Source organism: Bacillus sp. FSL K6-2865, from assembly GCF_040311405.1.
GTDB lineage: Bacteria > Bacillota > Bacilli > Bacillales > Bacillaceae > Bacillus > Bacillus velezensis.
Genome location: NZ_CP152036.1, coordinates 3,209,550 through 3,228,821 on the forward strand (window position 1 = coordinate 3,209,550; position 19,272 = coordinate 3,228,821).

Annotated in this window: 14 protein-coding genes; 2 read left to right on the top strand and 12 right to left on the bottom strand. The window is 51.4% G+C overall.

Going from position 1 to position 19,272, the window contains the following annotated elements:
• Positions 1–13 precede the first annotated feature (13 nt).
• From NYE42_RS15890 to NYE42_RS15920, 7 genes are all read right to left on the bottom strand, one after another.
• Positions 14–7,141: an amino acid adenylation domain-containing protein gene (locus NYE42_RS15890; RefSeq protein WP_352426579.1), complete on the bottom strand. Its 7,128-nt coding sequence runs from the start codon at positions 7,139–7,141 to the stop codon at positions 14–16.
• A 14-nt stretch (positions 7,142–7,155) separates the two neighbouring features.
• Entirely contained in the window at positions 7,156–8,082 is a 927-nt protein-coding gene (locus NYE42_RS15895; protein ID WP_033574909.1) for an isochorismatase, read from the bottom strand.
• Positions 8,083–8,099: 17 nt separating this feature from the next.
• A complete protein-coding gene (locus NYE42_RS15900) occupies positions 8,100–9,725 on the bottom strand; it encodes a (2,3-dihydroxybenzoyl)adenylate synthase (RefSeq protein WP_007408697.1) in 1,626 nt (541 codons plus the stop codon).
• A gap of 18 nt (positions 9,726–9,743) precedes the next feature.
• On the bottom strand, positions 9,744–10,940 hold the full coding sequence (dhbC, locus tag NYE42_RS15905) for an isochorismate synthase DhbC (RefSeq protein ID WP_352426580.1): 1,197 nt from the start codon (positions 10,938–10,940) through the stop codon (positions 9,744–9,746).
• Between the two features lie 23 nt (positions 10,941–10,963).
• Positions 10,964–11,749: a 2,3-dihydro-2,3-dihydroxybenzoate dehydrogenase gene (locus NYE42_RS15910; protein WP_352426581.1), complete on the bottom strand. Its 786-nt coding sequence runs from the start codon at positions 11,747–11,749 to the stop codon at positions 10,964–10,966.
• 135 nt (positions 11,750–11,884) lie between these two features.
• Positions 11,885–12,754 carry an alpha/beta hydrolase gene (locus NYE42_RS15915; RefSeq protein ID WP_020956282.1) on the bottom strand — a complete coding sequence of 290 codons (870 nt, stop codon included), beginning with the start codon at positions 12,752–12,754 and terminating at the stop codon, positions 11,885–11,887.
• A gap of 175 nt (positions 12,755–12,929) precedes the next feature.
• The gene (locus tag NYE42_RS15920; RefSeq protein WP_007408701.1) at positions 12,930–13,526 is read right to left on the bottom strand and encodes a sulfite oxidase-like oxidoreductase; all 597 of its coding nucleotides are present in this window, start codon (positions 13,524–13,526) and stop codon (positions 12,930–12,932) included.
• A gap of 99 nt (positions 13,527–13,625) precedes the next feature.
• On the opposite strand from NYE42_RS15920, the gene NYE42_RS15925 reads away from it, so the two are divergent.
• Positions 13,626–14,219 (top strand): biotin transporter BioY, encoded by a 594-nt coding sequence (locus tag NYE42_RS15925; RefSeq protein WP_007408702.1) that lies wholly within the window; start codon positions 13,626–13,628, stop codon positions 14,217–14,219.
• Positions 14,220–14,265: 46 nt separating this feature from the next.
• On the opposite strand, the gene NYE42_RS15930 is transcribed toward NYE42_RS15925, so the two are convergent.
• The gene (locus NYE42_RS15930) at positions 14,266–15,594 is read right to left on the bottom strand and encodes a Na+/H+ antiporter NhaC family protein (RefSeq protein WP_144664251.1); all 1,329 of its coding nucleotides are present in this window, start codon (positions 15,592–15,594) and stop codon (positions 14,266–14,268) included.
• 132 nt (positions 15,595–15,726) lie between these two features.
• The gene (locus tag NYE42_RS15935) at positions 15,727–17,217 is read right to left on the bottom strand and encodes a leucyl aminopeptidase (RefSeq protein WP_040238937.1); all 1,491 of its coding nucleotides are present in this window, start codon (positions 17,215–17,217) and stop codon (positions 15,727–15,729) included.
• 147 nt (positions 17,218–17,364) lie between these two features.
• On the opposite strand from NYE42_RS15935, the gene NYE42_RS15940 reads away from it, so the two are divergent.
• The gene (locus NYE42_RS15940; protein WP_085342294.1) at positions 17,365–17,841 is read left to right on the top strand and encodes a divergent PAP2 family protein; all 477 of its coding nucleotides are present in this window, start codon (positions 17,365–17,367) and stop codon (positions 17,839–17,841) included.
• Between the two features lie 29 nt (positions 17,842–17,870).
• Here NYE42_RS15940 and NYE42_RS15945 read toward each other — a convergent pair whose 3' ends face one another.
• From NYE42_RS15945 to NYE42_RS15955, 3 genes are all read right to left on the bottom strand, one after another.
• The gene (locus tag NYE42_RS15945; RefSeq protein ID WP_015418127.1) at positions 17,871–18,512 is read right to left on the bottom strand and encodes a 3D domain-containing protein; all 642 of its coding nucleotides are present in this window, start codon (positions 18,510–18,512) and stop codon (positions 17,871–17,873) included.
• Between the two features lie 100 nt (positions 18,513–18,612).
• Complete coding sequence (locus NYE42_RS15950) at positions 18,613–18,933, bottom strand: YuiB family protein (RefSeq protein WP_003151989.1); 321 nt, start codon at positions 18,931–18,933, stop codon at positions 18,613–18,615.
• Between the two features lie 68 nt (positions 18,934–19,001).
• Positions 19,002–19,127: a YuiA family protein gene (locus tag NYE42_RS15955; RefSeq protein ID WP_007408708.1), complete on the bottom strand. Its 126-nt coding sequence runs from the start codon at positions 19,125–19,127 to the stop codon at positions 19,002–19,004.
• Between the last annotated feature and the right edge of the window lie 145 nt (positions 19,128–19,272).

Sequence of the window (19,272 nt, forward strand, 5' to 3'; positions counted from 1 at the left end):
CTCTTTCCTTTCTTTACCGGACTGTACGCCGTCCGTTTAATTTCTCTGCCAGAATCGCGCCGATGTCGGCAAGCGGGCCCGGCTGGCACATATCTTTATGGCGGCAGTCTAAGTCATACCGCTCGATTTTCCCCGTAATATACGGTTTCCAAGTATCCGGCTCAATCGGGTCAAACCACTCCGGAATAATCGTTGATCTGAAGAACAGCACATCTCCGTGGAACGGCTTCGGCTTGTATGTTCCTAACAGCCCGACAGAATTAATGTACGTGTCTTTCAGATTCATCATCACTGACTCGTCCAGGCTGGCTAATGCGCTTCCCTCACGGCGGAGAATGGTCAGCGCGGTGTCAAAATCAAGCGGCTGATCCCCGAGGCTGTCCGGGTCGTACCCTCCCAGGGCAAGCAGCGCGATGACGGCTTCCTCGTCATCAGGCGCATTTTTTATCGGCAGAAAATGATTCGGATACGCGTCAAGCATCACCAAAAGCGAAACCTCTTCACCCCGGCTCTGTAATTGTGTCGCCATGGCCTGAATGACATTCCCTCCGAGAGACCAGCCGAGCAGACGGTACGGCCCTTTCGGCTGCACGGTACGGATTTTTTCAATATAATCCGCCGCCATGTCATCTAGGCTTTGCGGAAGCGATTCTTTTTTTCCGATGCCTCTCGCCTGTAAGCCGTATATCGGATAATCAGCCTCTAAAGAAGACATCAGCCCGGCATAACACCAGCTGAGACCGCCGGCCGGATGGACACAGAACAACGGTGTTTCTTCTCCTGCCGTTCTGAGCGGAAGAAGAACATCAAGCGCGCTTGCGCCCGTTCCTGACTCAAGTCTTTCAGCAAGGCTTGCCACCGTAGGAGCTTCAAATAATGTTCCGATACTCAGCTCGGCTCCCATCGCTTCCCGAATACGGCTCATTAAATGAACCGCAAGCAAAGAATGGCCGCCTAAATCAAAGAATCTGTCATCAATACCGACACGCGGCAGGTGAAGCACCTCTGCGAACAGCTCACACAGCATTTCTTCCTGCGGCGTTCTCGGCCCCCGGCCGGTGACCTCCGTTTGGAAGTCAGGCGCAGGGAGCGCTTTTCGGTCAAGCTTTCCATTCGGTGTCAGCGGCAGTTCATTCATTTGGACAAAAGCTGACGGAACCATGTAATCCGGCAGGCTTTCTTCGGCAAACCGGCGCATGTTTCCCGTGTCCAAGGTGCTGCCGGCAGATCGGACAAGGTAGGCGGCCAGCCGTTTATCTCCCGGCCGGTCTTCACGGACGACTACGGCGGCATCCTCGATATCCGGATGTTTGACGAGAACCGCTTCGATTTCTCCCAATTCAATCCGGAATCCGCGGATTTTAATCTGGTGGTCCGCCCTGCCCATATAATCAAGAGAACCGTCCGTCCGCACACGGGCTAAATCCCCCGTCCGGTACATTCTCGTTCCCGGCGGGCCGTACGGATCAGCCACAAAGCGTTCGGCGGTCAGGCTTTGCCGCCCTAAGTAACCGCGTGCCACGCCTCCTCCGGCCACATACATTTCGCCCGTGATGCCCGGGGGCACAGGCTCCAGCCGGTCATCAAGCACATATACGTTCAGATCAGGAATGCCGCAGCCGATGAGGCTGTTTGCTCTCAGCTCGGCAATGTTTTTGTCTAATTCAAGGTAACTGACGTGCACCGTCGTTTCCGTAATGCCGTACATATTCACGAGCACCGGCTGATTGTCTGCGTGGCGGCTGTACCAATCCTCAAGCCGGCTCAGCTCAAGCGCCTCGCCGCCGAAGATGATATATCTGAGTGCGAGCTGACGCCCCAGCTCTTTGTGTTCTTTTTCCGCATGCATCAGCTGGTAAAACGCTGACGGCGTTTGGTTAAGCACGGTTACCCGCTCTTTCACGAGGAGATGTAAAAACGCTTCCGGCGATCTGCTGATGTCATGCGGCACGACGACGAGACGTCCGCCGTGAAGCAGCGGCCCCCACATTTCCCAGACAGAGAAATCGAAAGCGTAGGAGTGAAACATCGTCCATACATCATCAGAATGAAAGTGATACCAATGCCGCGTCGACTCAAACAGCCGGATAACATTGCTGTGCGGAATGATGACACCTTTCGGCACACCTGTTGATCCCGACGTGTAAATGACGTAGGCCGGGTGAAGCGGTGACAGCGGCCGAATCCGGTCAGCGTCCGCAGGGTTCGTGACGGCATATTGCCGAAGTGTTTCTTTATTCTGCGGGTCATCCAAGATGAAGGCCGGCATGCCGCTTTCGATAGAGAGCTTACTTGCGCCTTCACGGTTGGTAAGCATAAATACGGGCTTGGCATCATGTAACATAAAAGCAATGCGGTCCGCGGGATAATCAGGATCAAGCGGCAAATACGCTGCCCCCGTCTTCAGGACGGCTAACAGCCCGACAATCATATCTAAAGAACGCGGCAGCGCCAGTGCGACAAACTGCTCCGGGCCGACGCCGCGGGCAATCATCATGTGCGCGAGCTGATTGGCTCTTTCATTCAGCTCTTTATAAGTGAGTCCGCTCTCTCCAAATACTGCCGCCGTTTCATCCGATTTTGCGGCGGCCTGTATTTCAAACAGTTCAGGCAGTGTCTGCCGAGGCTGAATATGCTGTTTTGCCCGTTTAACCGGCAAAAGCTTCCGGCGCTCTTCATCAGAAAGAATGGTTAAGCTTCCGATCGGTTTTTCCGGATGTGATGCGGCATCTTCGAGCAGAAGAAGCAGGCGTCCGGCAAGTGCTTCAGCCGTTTCTTTTCTAAATAAGTCCGTACTGAACTCCAGCAGGCCTTCAATACCGGCAGGCGTGCCGTCGTCATGGCGCTGTTCAGCCAATTCCAGCGTCAAATCAAATTTGGACGATCCGACACTGCTGATTTGCAGGCTTGTTTCCATATCAGGAAGACTGAGTACAGGGTCAGGCGTATTTTGGAATGCGAGCATCACTTGGAACAGCGGATGTCTTGACCGGGAACGAACCGGATTCAATTCTTCCACGAGACGTTCAAACGGCACGTCCTGATGTTCATATGCTGCGAGATTCATTTCCCTGACCCTTTCAAGAAGCTCACAAAAGCTCGGATCGCCAGAGGTATCGGTTCTCAGTACGAGTGTATTAATGAACATACCCACAAGGTCTCCTAATGCGTCATCACTGCGGCCGGCTATCGGACTGCCGATCGGAATATCGGTCCCTGCACCGAGCCGGGTCAGTAACGCGGAAAGCCCTGATTGAAGCACCATAAACAGGCTTACGCGCTGATTTCTGGCAAGTGAGAGAAGACGGGCATGTAGCTCTTGGCCGATGTTGACCGGAATGACGCCGCCCCTGTAGCTTGATTCAGCGGGACGCGGAAAATCAGACGGCAGCTCCAGCTGATCCGGTACATTTTCAAGCGTTTTCTTCCAGAAATCCAGCTGGCGCGCAATTAAGCTCTCAGAATCAGACGCGCTGCCTAAAAGCTGCTGCTGCCAAAGCGCATAATCCGCATATTGAATCGCCAGCGGCGCCCATTCTGCTTTTTCACCTGTTTGCCGGGCGATATAGGCTACGGATAAGTCACGCATGAGCGGATTCAAGGACCAGCCGTCACCTGCGATGTGATGCAGGAGAATCATCAGCGTATACTCGCCGCCACCAAGATCAAACAGCTCAGCCCGGACGGCCGGCTCTTTAGCGAGATCAAACCGATATCGTGCCGCAGCGGCAAGCATGTCTTGGAGCTCGTTTTTGTCTGCTTGTGTCACTGTAAACACAGGGCGGGCTTCTTCAGCAGATAAAATGAGCTGATGAGATGATCCCTTATTTTCCGGAAAAACGGTGCGCAGGCTTTCATGACGGCTGACAACATCGTAAAAGGCGTGTTTCAGCGCTGATTGGTCAAGCTTGCCTGACATGCGGACAATCACCGGAATGTTGTAAGTAGGGCTTGGCCCTTCAAGACAGTAGAGAAACCATAGACGCAGCTGCGCAAATGACAGCGGGATGTGCTCCGGCCGGTCAAACGGCTTGAGCTTAGGCCGCGCACTCTTGGCGGTGTCAAGCTGTGCGGCGAGCCCGGCAACGGTCGGCGTATCAAACAGACGTCCGATGCCAAGCTCTGCGCCCATCGTCTCCCGGACCCGGCTCATCAGGCGTCCGGCTAAGAGTGAATGTCCGCCCAATTCAAAGAATCCGTCATCAATTCCGACCCGCGCGAGACCGAGAACCTCGGCAAACAGATCGCATAATATTTCTTCCTGCGGCGTCCGCGGCCCTCTGTCAGACAGGACAGCGGAAAAATCAGGTGCAGGCAGAGCGCTGCGATCGAGCTTCTTATTCGGTGTCAGCGGCAATTCTTCCAGCTGTACAAACGCGCCCGGCACCATATAATCCGGCAGGCTTTCGCCCATATATTCACGAAGTCCGCCGATATCAAGGGGCTGATCCGCGACAGCGTAAGCCGCCAGCCGCTTATCTCCGGGCTGGTCTTCACGGACAATGACGGCGACGTGCGAAATACCCGGATATTTCGACAGCACTGACTCAATTTCTCCTAATTCTATCCGGAACCCGCGGATTTTAATTTGGTGATCGGCTCTGCTGATATAATCAAGCGAGCCGTCCTCACGCCAGCGCACGAGATCTCCCGTCCGGTACATCCTCGCTCCCGCGGGCCCGTACGGATCGGCAATGAATCTTTCCGCTGTTAAATCAGGACGGTTATAATAACCTCTGGCAAGCCCCTCCCCCGCGATATAAAGCTCGCCCGCGATTCCCGGCGGGACGGGCTGCAATGCGGCGTCCAGCACATATACCCGCGTGTTCCAAATCGGCTTTCCGATCGGAGGCGCCCCTGTATGGCCTTTTGCAAGTGGCTGTGCGGCCGACCAGATTGTTGTTTCTGTCGGCCCGTACAGATTCGTCACCGTACAGCCTGATTCAAGCAGAGCATGCATAAGCGCGTTCGGAAGCGCCTCACCTCCGACAAGCACCTGCAGCGCCCGGAGAGAATCCGGTTCATTGGTGACTAATGAATGCCACAATGTCGGCGTTGCCTGCATGATTGAAATACCGTATGAGTGAATCATGTGCGCAAGCGCCCGCGGTTCCTGAATCGTCTCTTTACGTGCGATGACGCACCCCGCCCCGCTGATGAGCGGAAGGAAGAGTTCAAGTCCGGAAATATCAAACGCCGCAGTCGTAACGGCAAGCAGGCGGTCTTGTTCGCCTAGCGGGAACATTTCCCGCATGGATAAGAGGAAATTGCTTACGCTTTTTAATGTGACGACTACGCCTTTCGGTTTGCCCGTTGAGCCCGATGTATAAATGATATAAGCGGGGTGCAAAGGCGAACATTCCGCCTGAGCGGGACAGTCAGCATTTTGAGCGGCAACGGTTTTTACCGTATTCGGGTCATCGAGAATGATCCTTTTTGCATCACTGTCTTCCGGCATGCGGCCGGATAATTCCATCGTTGTAATCAGGCATGCAGGCTGTGCATCTTTGAGCATGTATGTGATCCGCTCAGAAGGAAAATCAGGATCAAGCGGCAGGTATGCGGCTCCCGTTTTCAAAACGGCCAGCATGCTCACGGCCAACTCCTGTGACCGCGGAAGCAGCAAAGCGGCAAATTGTTCCGGTCCGAGCCCCTTTTCCTTTAGCATGCCGGCAAGCTGGTTCACGCGCTTGTTCAATTCGGCATAGCTGAGCTCTTCGTTTTCGGTGATGATTGCCGGCCGGTCCGGTGTTTTTACGGCCTGTTCGTAAAACAGCTCCGGCAGACTTTTCTGCTTCTCGGCCTTGCGCGTGTCATTCCAGCTTTCCAGTACGCGGAGACGTTCACTTTCAAGCAGAAGGTTGAGTGTGCCGATTTTTTGTGTCTGGTCTTTCACAGCGGATTCCAACAGAAGCAGGAATCGTTTTTGATGGTTTTCAATATCTTCGGCGCTGTACACTTCCGGATTCGCATCAAAGTCCACACGCATTCCGCTTCCGTCCGCTCTGTCGTAAACGTTAATTGACAAATCATCAACGGGTCCTGCTGATAAATTATGGACGGTCCCTGGCGCTCCGGCGAAATCAAGCGCGTAGTCAAACGGCATCACATTGACTTGCGGGCCGAACAGCCTGCGATTTTCTCCGAGCAATTTAAGGTCGCGGCGCATGTCTTCATGGCGGTATTTCTGATGGCGCCGGATGTTTCGGATTTCTTTTGCCACTTGGCTGACGGCCTCATGAAAATTCATATCCGGGCGGAGCGAAAGCCGCAAAGGCAGCAGATTCATGACCATACTCGGAATATTCAGTGAAATTGAGCCGATCCGCCCCATCATCGGTAAACCGAGCACGATATCCCCTGCGTTTGTCATCCGATGGACATATACCGCCGCTGCGGCCGTGACGGCTTCATGCCAGTTCGGAATCGCTTTTACATGCTGTAAAGCCGTTTCAGAAAGATAAGCCGTGCTTCTCCGAAAACGTGTTGACGTTCGCGGCGCTCTTTCTGCCAAACTGACGACATCAGGTTCATCCGCAAATTTCTCCATCCAAAATTCCCGATCTTTCAGGAATTGATCAGACGCGCGGTACTCTTGATCTTCTTTTACCAGATCCTCCAAAGAACCGAAGGAGCGCCCGTTATCCGGACGTCCTTCCCGTATTGCGGTGTACATTTGCGCCGTACGCCGTGCCAGCAGTGAAAAACCGTAGCCGTCTATCGCAATGTGGTGAATGCGCTGATACCAGAAAAAGCGTTCCGGTCCCGCCTGAAATAAAATGTCGCGGAACAAAGGCCCGGCCGCCATATCAACGGGCTCAGCCAAATCTGTCTGCATGAGTCTGAGTGCGGCCTGCTTCGGATCAGCTTCTGAACTCACATCTATGACATCGATCGCAGCCTCAAATGGAGGATTGATGATCTGCTTCGGCCCGTCTGCTCCCTCCTCGAAGCGGGCGTGTAATGACGCGGCTTCCGTCAGCACGCGTTCGAGAGCGGTTTTAAATATGTTCACATCGATCGCGCCGTTTATCTCAACGTACTCGCCTGTATTGTAAATCGGATTATCAGGATCAAGCTGCTGCGCAAACCAGATACCGGCCTGTGCGCCTGTCAGAGGCAGCTGTTGTGTATCATGCATTCTATTCTCTCCCTTTATAAATAATCTGCGTTCGGCAAGACTTTTTGAGATCGGGAAGAAAGAAGTCTCCACCACTCTTCCAGCGTCGGGTTCTCCGCCAGTTCCACAAACGTCACTTCAGCTCCGTCACGGCGCCATTGTTCGACAAGGCTCATGATTCTGACGGAGTCAAGACCTCTGTCCAGCAGGTCTTCATGATCCGGAATATCAGACGGTGATTCTTGAAGAATCGCCGCAATTTGTTCCCGCACCCGGTCTTTTGTCAATACGGCGGAAGTCTTCTCTTCTCCTTCAGAAACCGGCGCGCCGCCCAGCAGCTCCAGCACTTCGTTTGTCAAAGCCGTGTAAGCGCAGCGCTGAGACGCATATTCGATGGCCATCTTATGTTTTTCTGAAGAAAAATCAGCAACGGCGTCTCCGATAAAGAAGCTTTGGATATCATCCATAAATGCTTCACAGGCTGTGACGAGACAGCCGATGTGTGCATAAATTCCCGTAATCATGAGCTGGTCTCTGCCGCTTTCACGCATGATCTCAAGGAGATTCGTCCGTTTAAACGCGCTGTATCTCCACTTTGTGAGGACAATGTCCTGATCATCCGGGGCAAGCTCCGGAATGACCTTTTCTTCATAAGGCCCGCTTTTTAGCCCCGGCCCCCAAAAATCCGTCAGCAGCGCACGGTCCGCCGGGTCTTGGCTGCCCGGCTGCGCGGTATACACCACCGGAATGCCGAGTGCTTTGCATTGCTCTTTTATTTTTTTGATATTCTCAGCCGCCTCCGTGATCGGAGCTTCACCTTTCGCAAAAGCATCGACGAAATAATTCTGCATGTCATGGATCAGAAGCACCGCGCGTTTCGGATTCAGCGTCCACGATACTTTATTTTCAGGCATATCTGACGCTGTCGGCAGCGCATATGCGGGAATAGACGGTATAGCCAATGTAAACACTTCCTTTTTTAAGATTGTTTGATTTCAGCCGGCTTTACTTTTTGGGCGATCGTTTCGCGAAGATCCTTTTTACTGACCTTGCCGACGCCGGTTTTCGGGAAAGAAGCGATAAATTCAATCCGGTCGGGGATTTTATATGCCGCTAATCCGCGCTCACGTAAAAATGCTTTCAGCTCTCCCGGTTTCGGCGCTTCTCCTTTCGGGATGACGAACACACAGGATCGCTCCCCGAGAAAATCGTCCGGCATTGAAACCATGGCCGCGTCATGAACGGCAGGATGCGCAAGAAGGTGATTTTCCACCTCCTCAGCGGCTATTTTTTCACCGCCCCGATTGATTTGATCTTTCGCACGCCCTTCGACGATGATATAGCCGTCCGCCGTCAGTTTGACGATATCGCCGGTCTGATAAAATCCGTCGGCTGTGAATGATCTTTCATTATGTTCAGGCGCTTTATAATATCCGCGAATCGTGTAAGGGCCGCGTGTAAACAAATGTCCCGCTTCACCGGGGGCGACATCCCGCCCGTCATCGTCTAAAACCCTTACCTCATCAAAAGGTGACATCGGTCTGCCTTGCGTATTGACAATGATCTCTTCAGGATCATCCAGTCTCGTATAATTCACCAATCCTTCCGCCATTCCGAAAACCTGCTGAAGGGTGCATCCGAAAGCGCTCTTTACGCGGCGGGCCGCCTCAGCGCTGAATTTGGCGCCTCCCACCTGCAGCACTTGAAGGCTTGATAAATCATCACTTCGCGAACCGGATGCGTCCATCCACACCATCGCAAGCGGCGGGACGAGCGCTGTAATCGTGACACGTTCTTTCTCAATTAACGGGAAGCAGTCATCCGGGCTCGGCGTCGGTGACAGAACAACCCGGCCTCCGGCATATAAAGTTCCCAGCACACCTGGCGAGCTGAGCGGATAATTATGCGCTGTCGGCAGAGCAGCCAAATAAACGCTGTGTTGATCCAAGCCGCATATTTCCGCGCTGATGCGCAAACTGTATATGTAATCGTCGTGTGTTCGCGGAATCAGCTTGGACAGCCCCGTACTGCCTCCTGAAAGCTGTAAAAAGGCGACTTCCGCCGGGCTTACCTCTTCCAGCTGAACAGGCTCTCTATGCAGGCTGCTCAGTTCTTGAAACTCTTCAGCTTCGCCGGCCACAATGACATGCGCCAAATCCGGAAGTTTGTCTTTCACCTGTCTGGCAAGCGCCCTGTAATCAAAACCTGAATGCATATCAGGAATGATGTATGCTTTCGCCTCTGCAAACTCGCAGAAATACGTAATCTCACTGCTTCTATGAGAAGGCAGCGCGAAAACGGGCAGCGCTCCCAGCCGGAACAGCGCGAAAATCACTTCAAAAAACTCAGCGATATTCGGCAGCTGAACGACAACGCGGTCTTCCTTTTGAATTCCGAGCTTATGCAGCCCCGCCGCTAAACGATCTGCCCTTTCATCTAATTCTTTGTAGGTCCAATGTACATCTTTACACGTCACGGCAGTTTGATTTCCGTATAAAGCCGCGCGCTCTTTCAGCATTCCTCCGAACGTCTCACCCTTCCAGCAGCCGTCTTTTCGGTATTTGTCAGCCCATTCTTCCGGCCATGGCGTAAATCCAGTCAGCACGATCCGTTCCCTCCTTTTTTACAACTCATCTTGGTAAAGCCCCATCGCCCGGAGCATGGTGCGGAATTTGGCCGAGGTCTCGTCCAATTCATCCTGCGGCTTTGATCCGGCGACAATCCCGGCACCCGCAAAGAGCCGGAGAGACCTTGTTTCCGCTTCGGCGCAGCGGAGTGCGATAATCCATTCTCCGTCACCCTCAGCATCACACCAGCCCGCCATTCCCGTGTAGAAATTGCGGTCAAACGGCTCAATATCCTGAATCGCTTCTCTCGCCGCATCCGTCGGCGTTCCGCATACCGCGGGTGTCGGATGCAGGGCGATGGCCAGCTCAAGTGATGTCGTTGACGGATCACGCAGCTCTCCCTTTACCTCGGTGGACAGGTGCCACATCGCCTCAGTTTTAATGAGTGACGGTTTTTCCGGCACATCAAGCACACGGCAGAACGGTTTAAGGGCGGCGGCCACGGCGGCCACGACTACGGCATGTTCATGCAGATCTTTTGCTGATTGCAGCAGTTCTTCCGCTCTTCTCTGATCCTCGGCGGGATCTGTGCTGCGAGGTCTGGAACCTGCCAGCGGATTGGACAGAATCGATGTTCCGTTTTTGGACAGCAGCAGTTCAGGACTTGCGCCGAAAAGCGTTTTTCTTGTTTCTGACGTTCCCGTCACATCCGCAGCGAATGTATAGCCGCGCGGGTTGTGCTGCGCCAAATGCTTGACGGCCTGTGGAATGTCGATATTCTTTTCAGCGGTCAGATGAAGCGTCCTTGACAGCACGATTTTGCTGAGCGGACCGTCCGTAATGTTGTATACGCCTTGTTCCACACCGCTCATAAAGCCCTCAGGCTCCGGAACGGGACGGATGTCATATGTATTGGATTGCGGCTTTTCTGCGGAAGATTCCGCAAACGAAAGCGGGCCTGCCGTATGAACATTCTTCGGTACAAAAAGCCGGGAAGCTTTTCTGCCGTCAAAAGGAATGGCGCCGGCCGCAATCGGATGTTTGATGCCGGCTTGCTTTGCCTCAAGAAGCGTCTGTCTCACGCGTTCAGGCAGTGAATCCAGCTGATTTTCCGCGTCTGTATCAGGCACTTCCGCAAACATTCCTTCCGCAAGCATCGTACTTTTCGGGGAAGCTAAAAAGAACGCCCCGGGCTTGTAAGCATCCAGCACCTCTTTTGCAGACACTTCCGCCAATAAATGTTGATTTGTCATGTTTGTCCCTCCTTCTCGTTACATCAAACGCCTAAACTAGCGCCGCCATCAACGCATAAATCATGCATCGTAATATGGTTTGCCTGTTCAGAAGCCAGAAACAAAACGGCATTTGCAATATCAGAAGGCTTCGCCAGCTTTTGAAGCGGAATTCCCGTTTTATATGTATCAAGCGAACCTCTGATGACGTCCCAGGCTCCGTTCTCGTCCTGCCACAGCGCCCGCTGCATGTCGGTTTCCGTTGAACCCGGAGATACGATGTTGCAGCGGATATGATGGGCCGCAAGCTCCAGTCCGAGGCATTTCGTAAACATGACGGCAGCCGCTTTTGACGCCGCATAAGCCGCCATGGAAGCACGCGGAACGCCGGCTGCATTCGAACCGACCGTAACGATGGCGCCTTTTTGACGCTCAATCATGTATCGGCTTACAGCCCGTGACACATGAAATACGCCGGTCGTATTAACAGAAAATGTTTGATCCCAATCTTCATCACTGAGGGATTGCACCGGACCCGGCCGCAGCACGCCCGCAACGTTCGCCAATATTTCAATAGGTCCCATGTCGCGTTCAACGGCGGCGATGATATCATTGACAGCCGCACTGTCAGATACATCTGCGGCAAACCCCTGCGCCTGCACGCCTTTTTTCCGAAGTCTGTCAGTAAGCCCGAGAAGCAGGTCTTCATTTGTATCTATAGCTGCCACATTTACGCCTTGTTCAGCAAAGGCAAGCGCTGTTGCTTCTCCGATGCCTTGAGCGGCGCCGGTGACAACGGCCGTTTTCCCTTTCATTCCCAATGCGTCCATATTATCATTCCCTTTCTATATTGATAATGATTATCATTATCAACTATGATTCAAGACAATCATATCCAAATCAAAACACGCAGTCAATTAGAAAATTAGAATCAGCCGCATTTAGTTCGAAGGGCCTGTTTTTTCTCATGCGGGAGAATACGGGGTATGCGGTCCTCCCGGATTCAGGCAGAAACGCAGGGCCCTGCTGATTAAAACGGGCAGGACAGAAATATGGCCCTCTCCTTCAAACTCGCTGTATTCAGCACGGACTCCATCATCTTCAAATCCGGATAATAAAGAGTACAGCGCCTCTGCGTGCTGCGGGATTCTGCTTTTATGTGTTTTTTCAATTTCTCCCGCAGCCAGCAATACGCTGACTTGAAGATTTTCCGCAGAGAGCCGGTCTGACAAACGTTCCGCTTTTTCCTGAATAAAACGCTTGTTCCAGTGAATTGACGGACTCCCGGCAACATAGGTCTGGAACATGTCCGGCCTCATCAAAAGCACTTGCAGCACAAAAAGACCGCCCAGCGAATGGCCGAAAATCGTCTGCCTGCCTCTGTCGATCGGATAATCCCGCTCCATCGCGGGCTTTACTTCTTCTTCTATAAAACTCAGAAACGCTTCCGCCCCTCCCTGTTCGGGCCATGCCGCGCCGCGCGGATGCACCGGCAGTTCTGATTCAGAAAGCGGCATCGTAAAATCACTGTGACGTTCGGCGGAAAACGGCTGATCTGTCGGGTAGCCGATTCCGACAATCACCGCCGGAACAACGCCTGTTTTTTCAGGCCGTCGGCTTTGCACCCGCAAAGCTTCGGCCATTGTGCCGAATACGGAATTCGCATCGAGCAGGTATATGACGGGGAAGCCGGATGCAGGCGGTTCTTCCTGAGGAAAAGAGACAAAGATACGATACATACGGCCTCCTTTTGAGCGCATTTCTCTTACTTCTGTGCCCGGAACCGCGTATCGGCCGGCCGGCGCGAAACCCCGCTTTATTTGTTTTCCGTCCATTATGTGTTCATCCCCTTTGCGGCAATTGCTTTATCTATGCTTATTGATAATGATTTTCAATATCAAAAGACACCTCAAATAATAGGTTTTTTGCCAAACAAAGTCAATGGATTTTTGATATAAAAAAAGCACCTTATTTCAATAAGGTACCTAAGAACTATATAGTGATAGGGGCTTAATCCCATGTAAAGCGCTCATTCTTCCATGGATCTCCCCTCATATGGTAGCCGTTTTTCTCCCAAAAGCCGGGGTGGTTTTCCTTTGTGAACTGAATGCCGCGCAGCCATTTTGCGCTTTTCCAAAAATAAAGATGGGGGAAAACGCCTCTGAGCGGATAGCCGTGCTCTGGCGTTAACGGCTCGCCGTTATGCGCATATGCCAGCAGGGATGTTTCCCGCGCAAAATCAGAAAGCGGCAGGTTGGCCGTCCAGCCCTCTTCAGCGTGCAGAATGACGAATCCCGCTTCTTTGTGCACGCCCGCTTTCTCAGCGATGTCTTTGGCGCGTATTCCCTGCCAGATATTATCAAGACGGGACCAGCCCGTGACGCAATGAATATCATTTTTCACTTCGGCTTCAGGAAAGGATTTGATATCTTCAAAGCTTAACAGCATAGGACGGTCAACAAGTCCGTACACTTGCAGATTCCATTTTGACATATCTTCATAATAAGGAACATTTCCGGCGTGAAGCACGGGAAACTTCGTTGTGACATTTTGGTTTGGCGGAATCCGTTCCGACTGTTTTGTTTGTTTCGTTTTCCCGAAAAACATATGGCTCCCTCCATTTAGTAAACCTATATTAAATCTTTGTTGACAATCAATCACCCTTCGATTACGCTAATCTGGTACAAGTGTAAGGGGGAAAAACAAATGAAACAACGCAACCTTCGCGCGGGCGATATGGCGCTTATCGGCATGTTTGCCGCACTGATGGCCGTCGGCGCCAACATTACATCAATGGCTCCTTTTTTGCAAGTTGCGGGAATTCCGTTATCGCTGCAGCCTTTCTTTTGTCTGTTAGCCGCGATGCTTCTCGGCGCCAGACGGGCAGCCATTGCAATGACGGTATACGCATTGGCCGGACTCGCGGGGGCGCCTGTTTTCGCTCAATTCTCAGCAGGCTTTGCGCCGTTTATCGGAAAGAGCGGCGGATTTATTCTCGCTTATATCCCGGCGGCATTTGCAGCCGGATGGCTGCTGGAAAAAACAAAAAAACCCGGCCGCCTGCATTATGCATGGGCCTCTTTGATCGGTACCGCCGTCATTTATATCATTGGCACGACCTATACGTATATTGCGCTGAAATTATGGCTTCATGCTCCGATCAGCTACGGAATGGCCTGGTTTTACATGATATGGTTTTTCATAAAAGATATCGTTTTAGCACTGTTATTGGCATCAATCGCGCCTGCCGTTTACAGGTCTATTCATAAAGCGACGGGGTTCAGCAGAAACCCGGCGTAAGATGTTCTCAGCATACAAAAAGGCTCCCCTTTCCGGGAGCCTTTTTTTACAGGACAAGCGCGGCAATCCAGCCGAATATCACAAGCGGAATGTTATAGAAAAGAAATGTCGGTACGCACGTATCCCAAATGTGGTGGTGCTGTCCGTCGGCGCTGAGGCCTGACGTCGGCCCGAGCGTACTGTCACTTGCAGGAGAACCCGCATCGCCGACCGCGGCGGCCGCTCCGATTACGGCAATCGTCGCCATCGGACTGAATCCGAGCTGAGCGCACAGCGGGACAAATATGGTCGTAATGACGGGTACGGTTGCAAATGATGATCCGATTCCCATCGTGATTAATAAACCGACCACCAGCATCAGGAGCGCGCCTAATGATTGGCTGTGGCCGATAAAGCCTGTTGATGCTTTGACCAAGGAAGCCACATCGCCCGTTTTATTCAATACATTTGAAAAACCGGCCGCAACAAGCATGACAAACCCGATAAAGGCCATCAGAATCATGCCGTCCGTGATCAGCTTATCCGCTTCATTGCGCTTCATGACTCCGCTGATAAACAGCGTAAACAAGCCGGCAAGCGCGCCCATGATCATACCTTCCACTCCGAGCACTTGTGACAGATAGAGCTGAACGGCAAGCGACACGGCAATGGAGATCAAGGCGATGGCAATGCTTTTTTTCGTATAAGGAGAAGACGATAGTCCGGCAATCTCCTTCGTCTCATATTTCTTCGGTTTCCGGAAGACGATGACGGCTAAAATTAAACCGACCGCCATCCCGGCCGTCGGGATGATTAAAGCATACGGGATATCACTGAGCGGCACCTTTAAACCGGCTGACGCCATATTATCTCTCAGCATCCCCTGGAAAATCTGTCCGAATCCGACAGGCAGAACGATATAAGGCGCAGTCAGTCCGAATGTCATCACACACGCGATCAGTCTGCGGTCTATTTCAAGTTCGTTAAATATTTTTAAAAGCGGCGGAATCAATACAGGAATAAACGCAATGTGAACGGGCACCACGTTTTGCGAGAAACAGGATATGATTAAAATAATCAGTACGATTAACACTTTTGACAGTGCTTTTTTCCGCGAATCTTCCTTTTTTCCGATTAGTTTGACAGACGCTTCCACCATTGCATCGGGAAGCCCCGTCTTTGTCAGCGCCGCGGCAAATGCTCCGAGCAGCGCGTAGCTGACCGCGACGGTGGCATTTCCGCCGAGACCGTCCGTAAAAGCCTTCACCGTCTCTCCTAGGCCTAAGCCGCCGGTCAGCCCGCCGGCAAGCGCGCCGATCATTAAAGCTATAATAATATTGACACGCAGCAGGCTTAAGACGAGCATAAGCAATACTGCGACAACAACAGCATTCATTGATGAGTCCCTCCAAAAATCCTTTAGTTTGCTAACGTAGTAGATAATTAAAGTTACCATATATTCTGCGCTTTAGTCAACTAAAGATTTTGGAAATCGAAAAACCCGCTGCATCAAGGCAGCGGGATGCTGTTATCTTTCGGGCGTAAAGCGCTCAGTCAAAACAGCCAACGTCCTTGCCATGACGCCTGTTGCGCCGGCAGGGCCGAAGCATGTCGCTTTATTCGCCGTTGCGGTTCCCGCAATATCGAGATGAACCCACGGCGTGTTTTCCGCGAATTCACCAATGAATGCCCCCGCCATAATCGCGTGGCCTTCTCTTCCCGGAGAATTGTTCAAATCAGCCATCTGACTGTTTCTCACCCGTTTTTTATCCTTTTCTGTAATCGGAAGCTGCCAGATCGGCTCGCCGGATTCTTTCGCCGATTCCGCCACCTGTTCATAAAACGCGGCGTGATTGGTCATGGCGCCCGTCATTTCGTTTCCTAAGGCGACAATGACACCGCCCGTTAACGTTGCGACGTCTACGAGGACAGAGGCTCCGTGCTGCTTGGCATATGTGATGCCGTCGGCAAGCACGAGACGCCCTTCCGCATCGGTGTTCAGGATCTCAACGGTTTTTCCGCTGAGCGAAACGATGACGTCATCCGGCTTCATAGCATCGGACGAAATCATGTTGTCCGTAGACGGTATGACAGCGAGCACGTTTTGTTCAGGCCGCAGTTCGCCGATAATTTCCATTGCCCCTAATACCGAGGCGGCCCCTCCCATATCGCTTTTCATGCCGACGATGCCGGTTTTCGGCTTAATTGAATATCCGCCCGTATCAAAGGTAATTCCTTTACCGACCAGGCCGATAACGTCTTCCCACTGATCTTTGCCCTGATACTTCAGAACGATCATTTTCGGCGGTTCGGATGAGCCCTTGTTAACAGCAAGCAGCCCGCCCATGCCGAGCTCTTCCATTTCATCTTTTTCTAAAATTTCACACTCGAAATCGTATTTTGCCGCCAGCTCAGCGGCATATGACGCCAAATCAGTGGCCGTCAGCATATTACCCGGCATATTCACAAGCGTGCGGGCTGAATTCGTCCCTTGGCCGTATGCCGCGCCGACGTTCAGGCCGGCCTGCACTTCCCTCAGGTCTTCTTCGGTCACGGCGCAGACTGATTTCAGTTCCTGATCCGGCTCATTTGATTTATGTTTATAATCCTGCACTTCGTAAACCGCAAGCAGACAGCTTTCTGAAAGCGCATGAGCGGCATCGGCGGCAGGCACTTCCCCGGAGACGAATGTATCGAGCAAAACGGATACTTCCTGTTTTTTATCTTGATGAACCTGCTGAAATACTCGTGCAAAGCATTCTTTCGTATCTTCAAACGAATAATCCGCTTCTCTTCCCAGGCCGATAAAATAAATACGTTTCATACCGGTCGCAGCCGGAGGGTATACTTTTGATACACGATTGCGTTTGGCGGACACATCACCATCCTTTAACAGCTGGGTCAGATGACCGTCCAATTTATCATCCAATTCCTTCGTAAATCCGTTCAGCGTGCTTTTTTGAAAAAGACCGATGACCAGTGTTTCGGGATGCCGCAGTTGATCAGATGCATAAAACATGAGTACACACTCCTTATGTGGGTATTTGTTATGTAAAGTGGTATAATGAAAAAACATTTTTCATTGATTTTATTTTACCAAACTAAGGGCGTTTTCTGCAGTTTTTCGATACGATCGGAATCAGCAGATACAGAAAGGATGTTGCATATGGATGTACTTATGAATTTTCCTTTACTGGCGAGTTTTGCCGCCATTATTTTTGCCCAAGTTGTAAAAGTGCCTATTCAATTTATCGTATCCAAAAAACTTGAATGGTCTCTTGTGACGAGCACCGGCGGCATGCCGAGCTCCCATTCCGCCGCCGTCACTGCGCTGTCAACCGGAGTCGCTTTGGAACAGGGACTGGACTCGCCCCTGTTTGCAGTCGCCGCGATTTTCGCCGTCATTACGATGTTCGACGCTACAGGTGTCAGGCGGCATGCGGGTGAACAGGCGACGGTCATTAATAAACTGGTCATCGACTTTAATCGGTTTGTCAGCGAAGCGAAGGACTTTCAGAAAGCGGAAGAGAAGGAAAAACAGAAGAAACTGAAAGAACTGCTCGGCCATCAGCCGATTGAAGTGTTCTTCGGCGGCGTCACCGGTATTGTGCTGACATTGATTTTAGATTATTTCTTTATGTAAAAAACGCTTCAGCGGATGCTGAAGCGTTTTTATTCTTTTACCGTTTTGTATTGATTTCTGAACACTTGCATCGACTTGGTTTCGTTCAGCTTTACAAGTTCGTCCTCGGTCACTGTGCCGTTCCCTTTTTTAATCATGTAGACCTCAAGTGTTTTTTTGCCCCAATTGTTATAGACGTCCTTGACGGTGTCAAAGTAGAGGTCAAGGCGGCTGCCTTTAATTTTTGAGCCGGTATCGGCGACAACCCCGTATCCGTAATTCGGTATAAACAGAATCGTCCCGATCGGGAAAACAGACGGATCGGCCGCAACAGTTGAATATAAATCGCGTTTGACCTTCACGCCTGAATATGTAATTCCGTACTGCGGATGACCCGGAGATTTTCCGGTAGATTCCGCTCCGGCGGTATAACCGGTGGCCGTCACCTTTTGTGACGGATAGCGTTCCCAGTCAAAAGCTTCTTCCAGCGGTTTTATCCTGCCTGATGCCTTCTTTTCCGGCTGATTCTGTAAGGATTGAAACGGAGTGCCGATGTTTTTCAAAACGGCGCCGCGATGTTCCGTCATCCAATTTGTCAGATCCTTTGCTTCAACACCGGTTATGGAAAAGTATGTCGCATGGCATGCGCCCAAAAAGAGCACGATCATGAATACGCGTCTGATTATCGTCAATCTGAAATCACTCTCCTCCGAGTCATTGTTCCCAACTCGGTGAGGTGCTATACAAAAAGCGCCGCGGCACAAAAAAAGCTTTCTCGAATAAGAAAGCGGCTTAAAACATTTGATATCCTCTTTTTCTGAGCGCCTTTATGGCAATGCCTGACATGATGGCTCCCGCCAGTCCGCCCGCCAAAATCACGACATCCGCAACCGCTAATGACATGATGCGCTGAAACAGGCTTTGAAAGGATTCCCCCGGCGCCTGCACGTAACTGATCATCTTTTTATTGCTGATAATGAAAAGGCATACAATCGGATAGACAACAGCCATAATCCACGACATTCTAAGCAGCATGTTCAACAGAAAGCCTATGCCGAAAAACAGTACGAAAAATAGTACGATTGAGATCAGGACAACCGGCAAACTAATCACAAACATCCACCCCCTACAGCACTTTCAGTGTACCTCGGGGGCGGTAAAAAAGTCAACGTCTGGAAAAATCATCGTCTCTCTTTGCCGCTTCCCTGGCAGGAGGGACATGTTTCGGAGCCGCCAAGAAGCAATTGAAAATACCCTTTACCTGAGCAGAACGGACACGCCGCCGTGCTTTTTGCTGTCGTTTTCATGCGGATCACCCTTTTTCTTAATTTTCTGATAATATATCATATTTACTTGTCAAGCACCAAGTCAGAATATGTAACAAAATAACTCATGTAAGCGAAAACATTCATTTTTTTCTTTTACATTCTTTTGATAGCGCTCTTTTTTAAA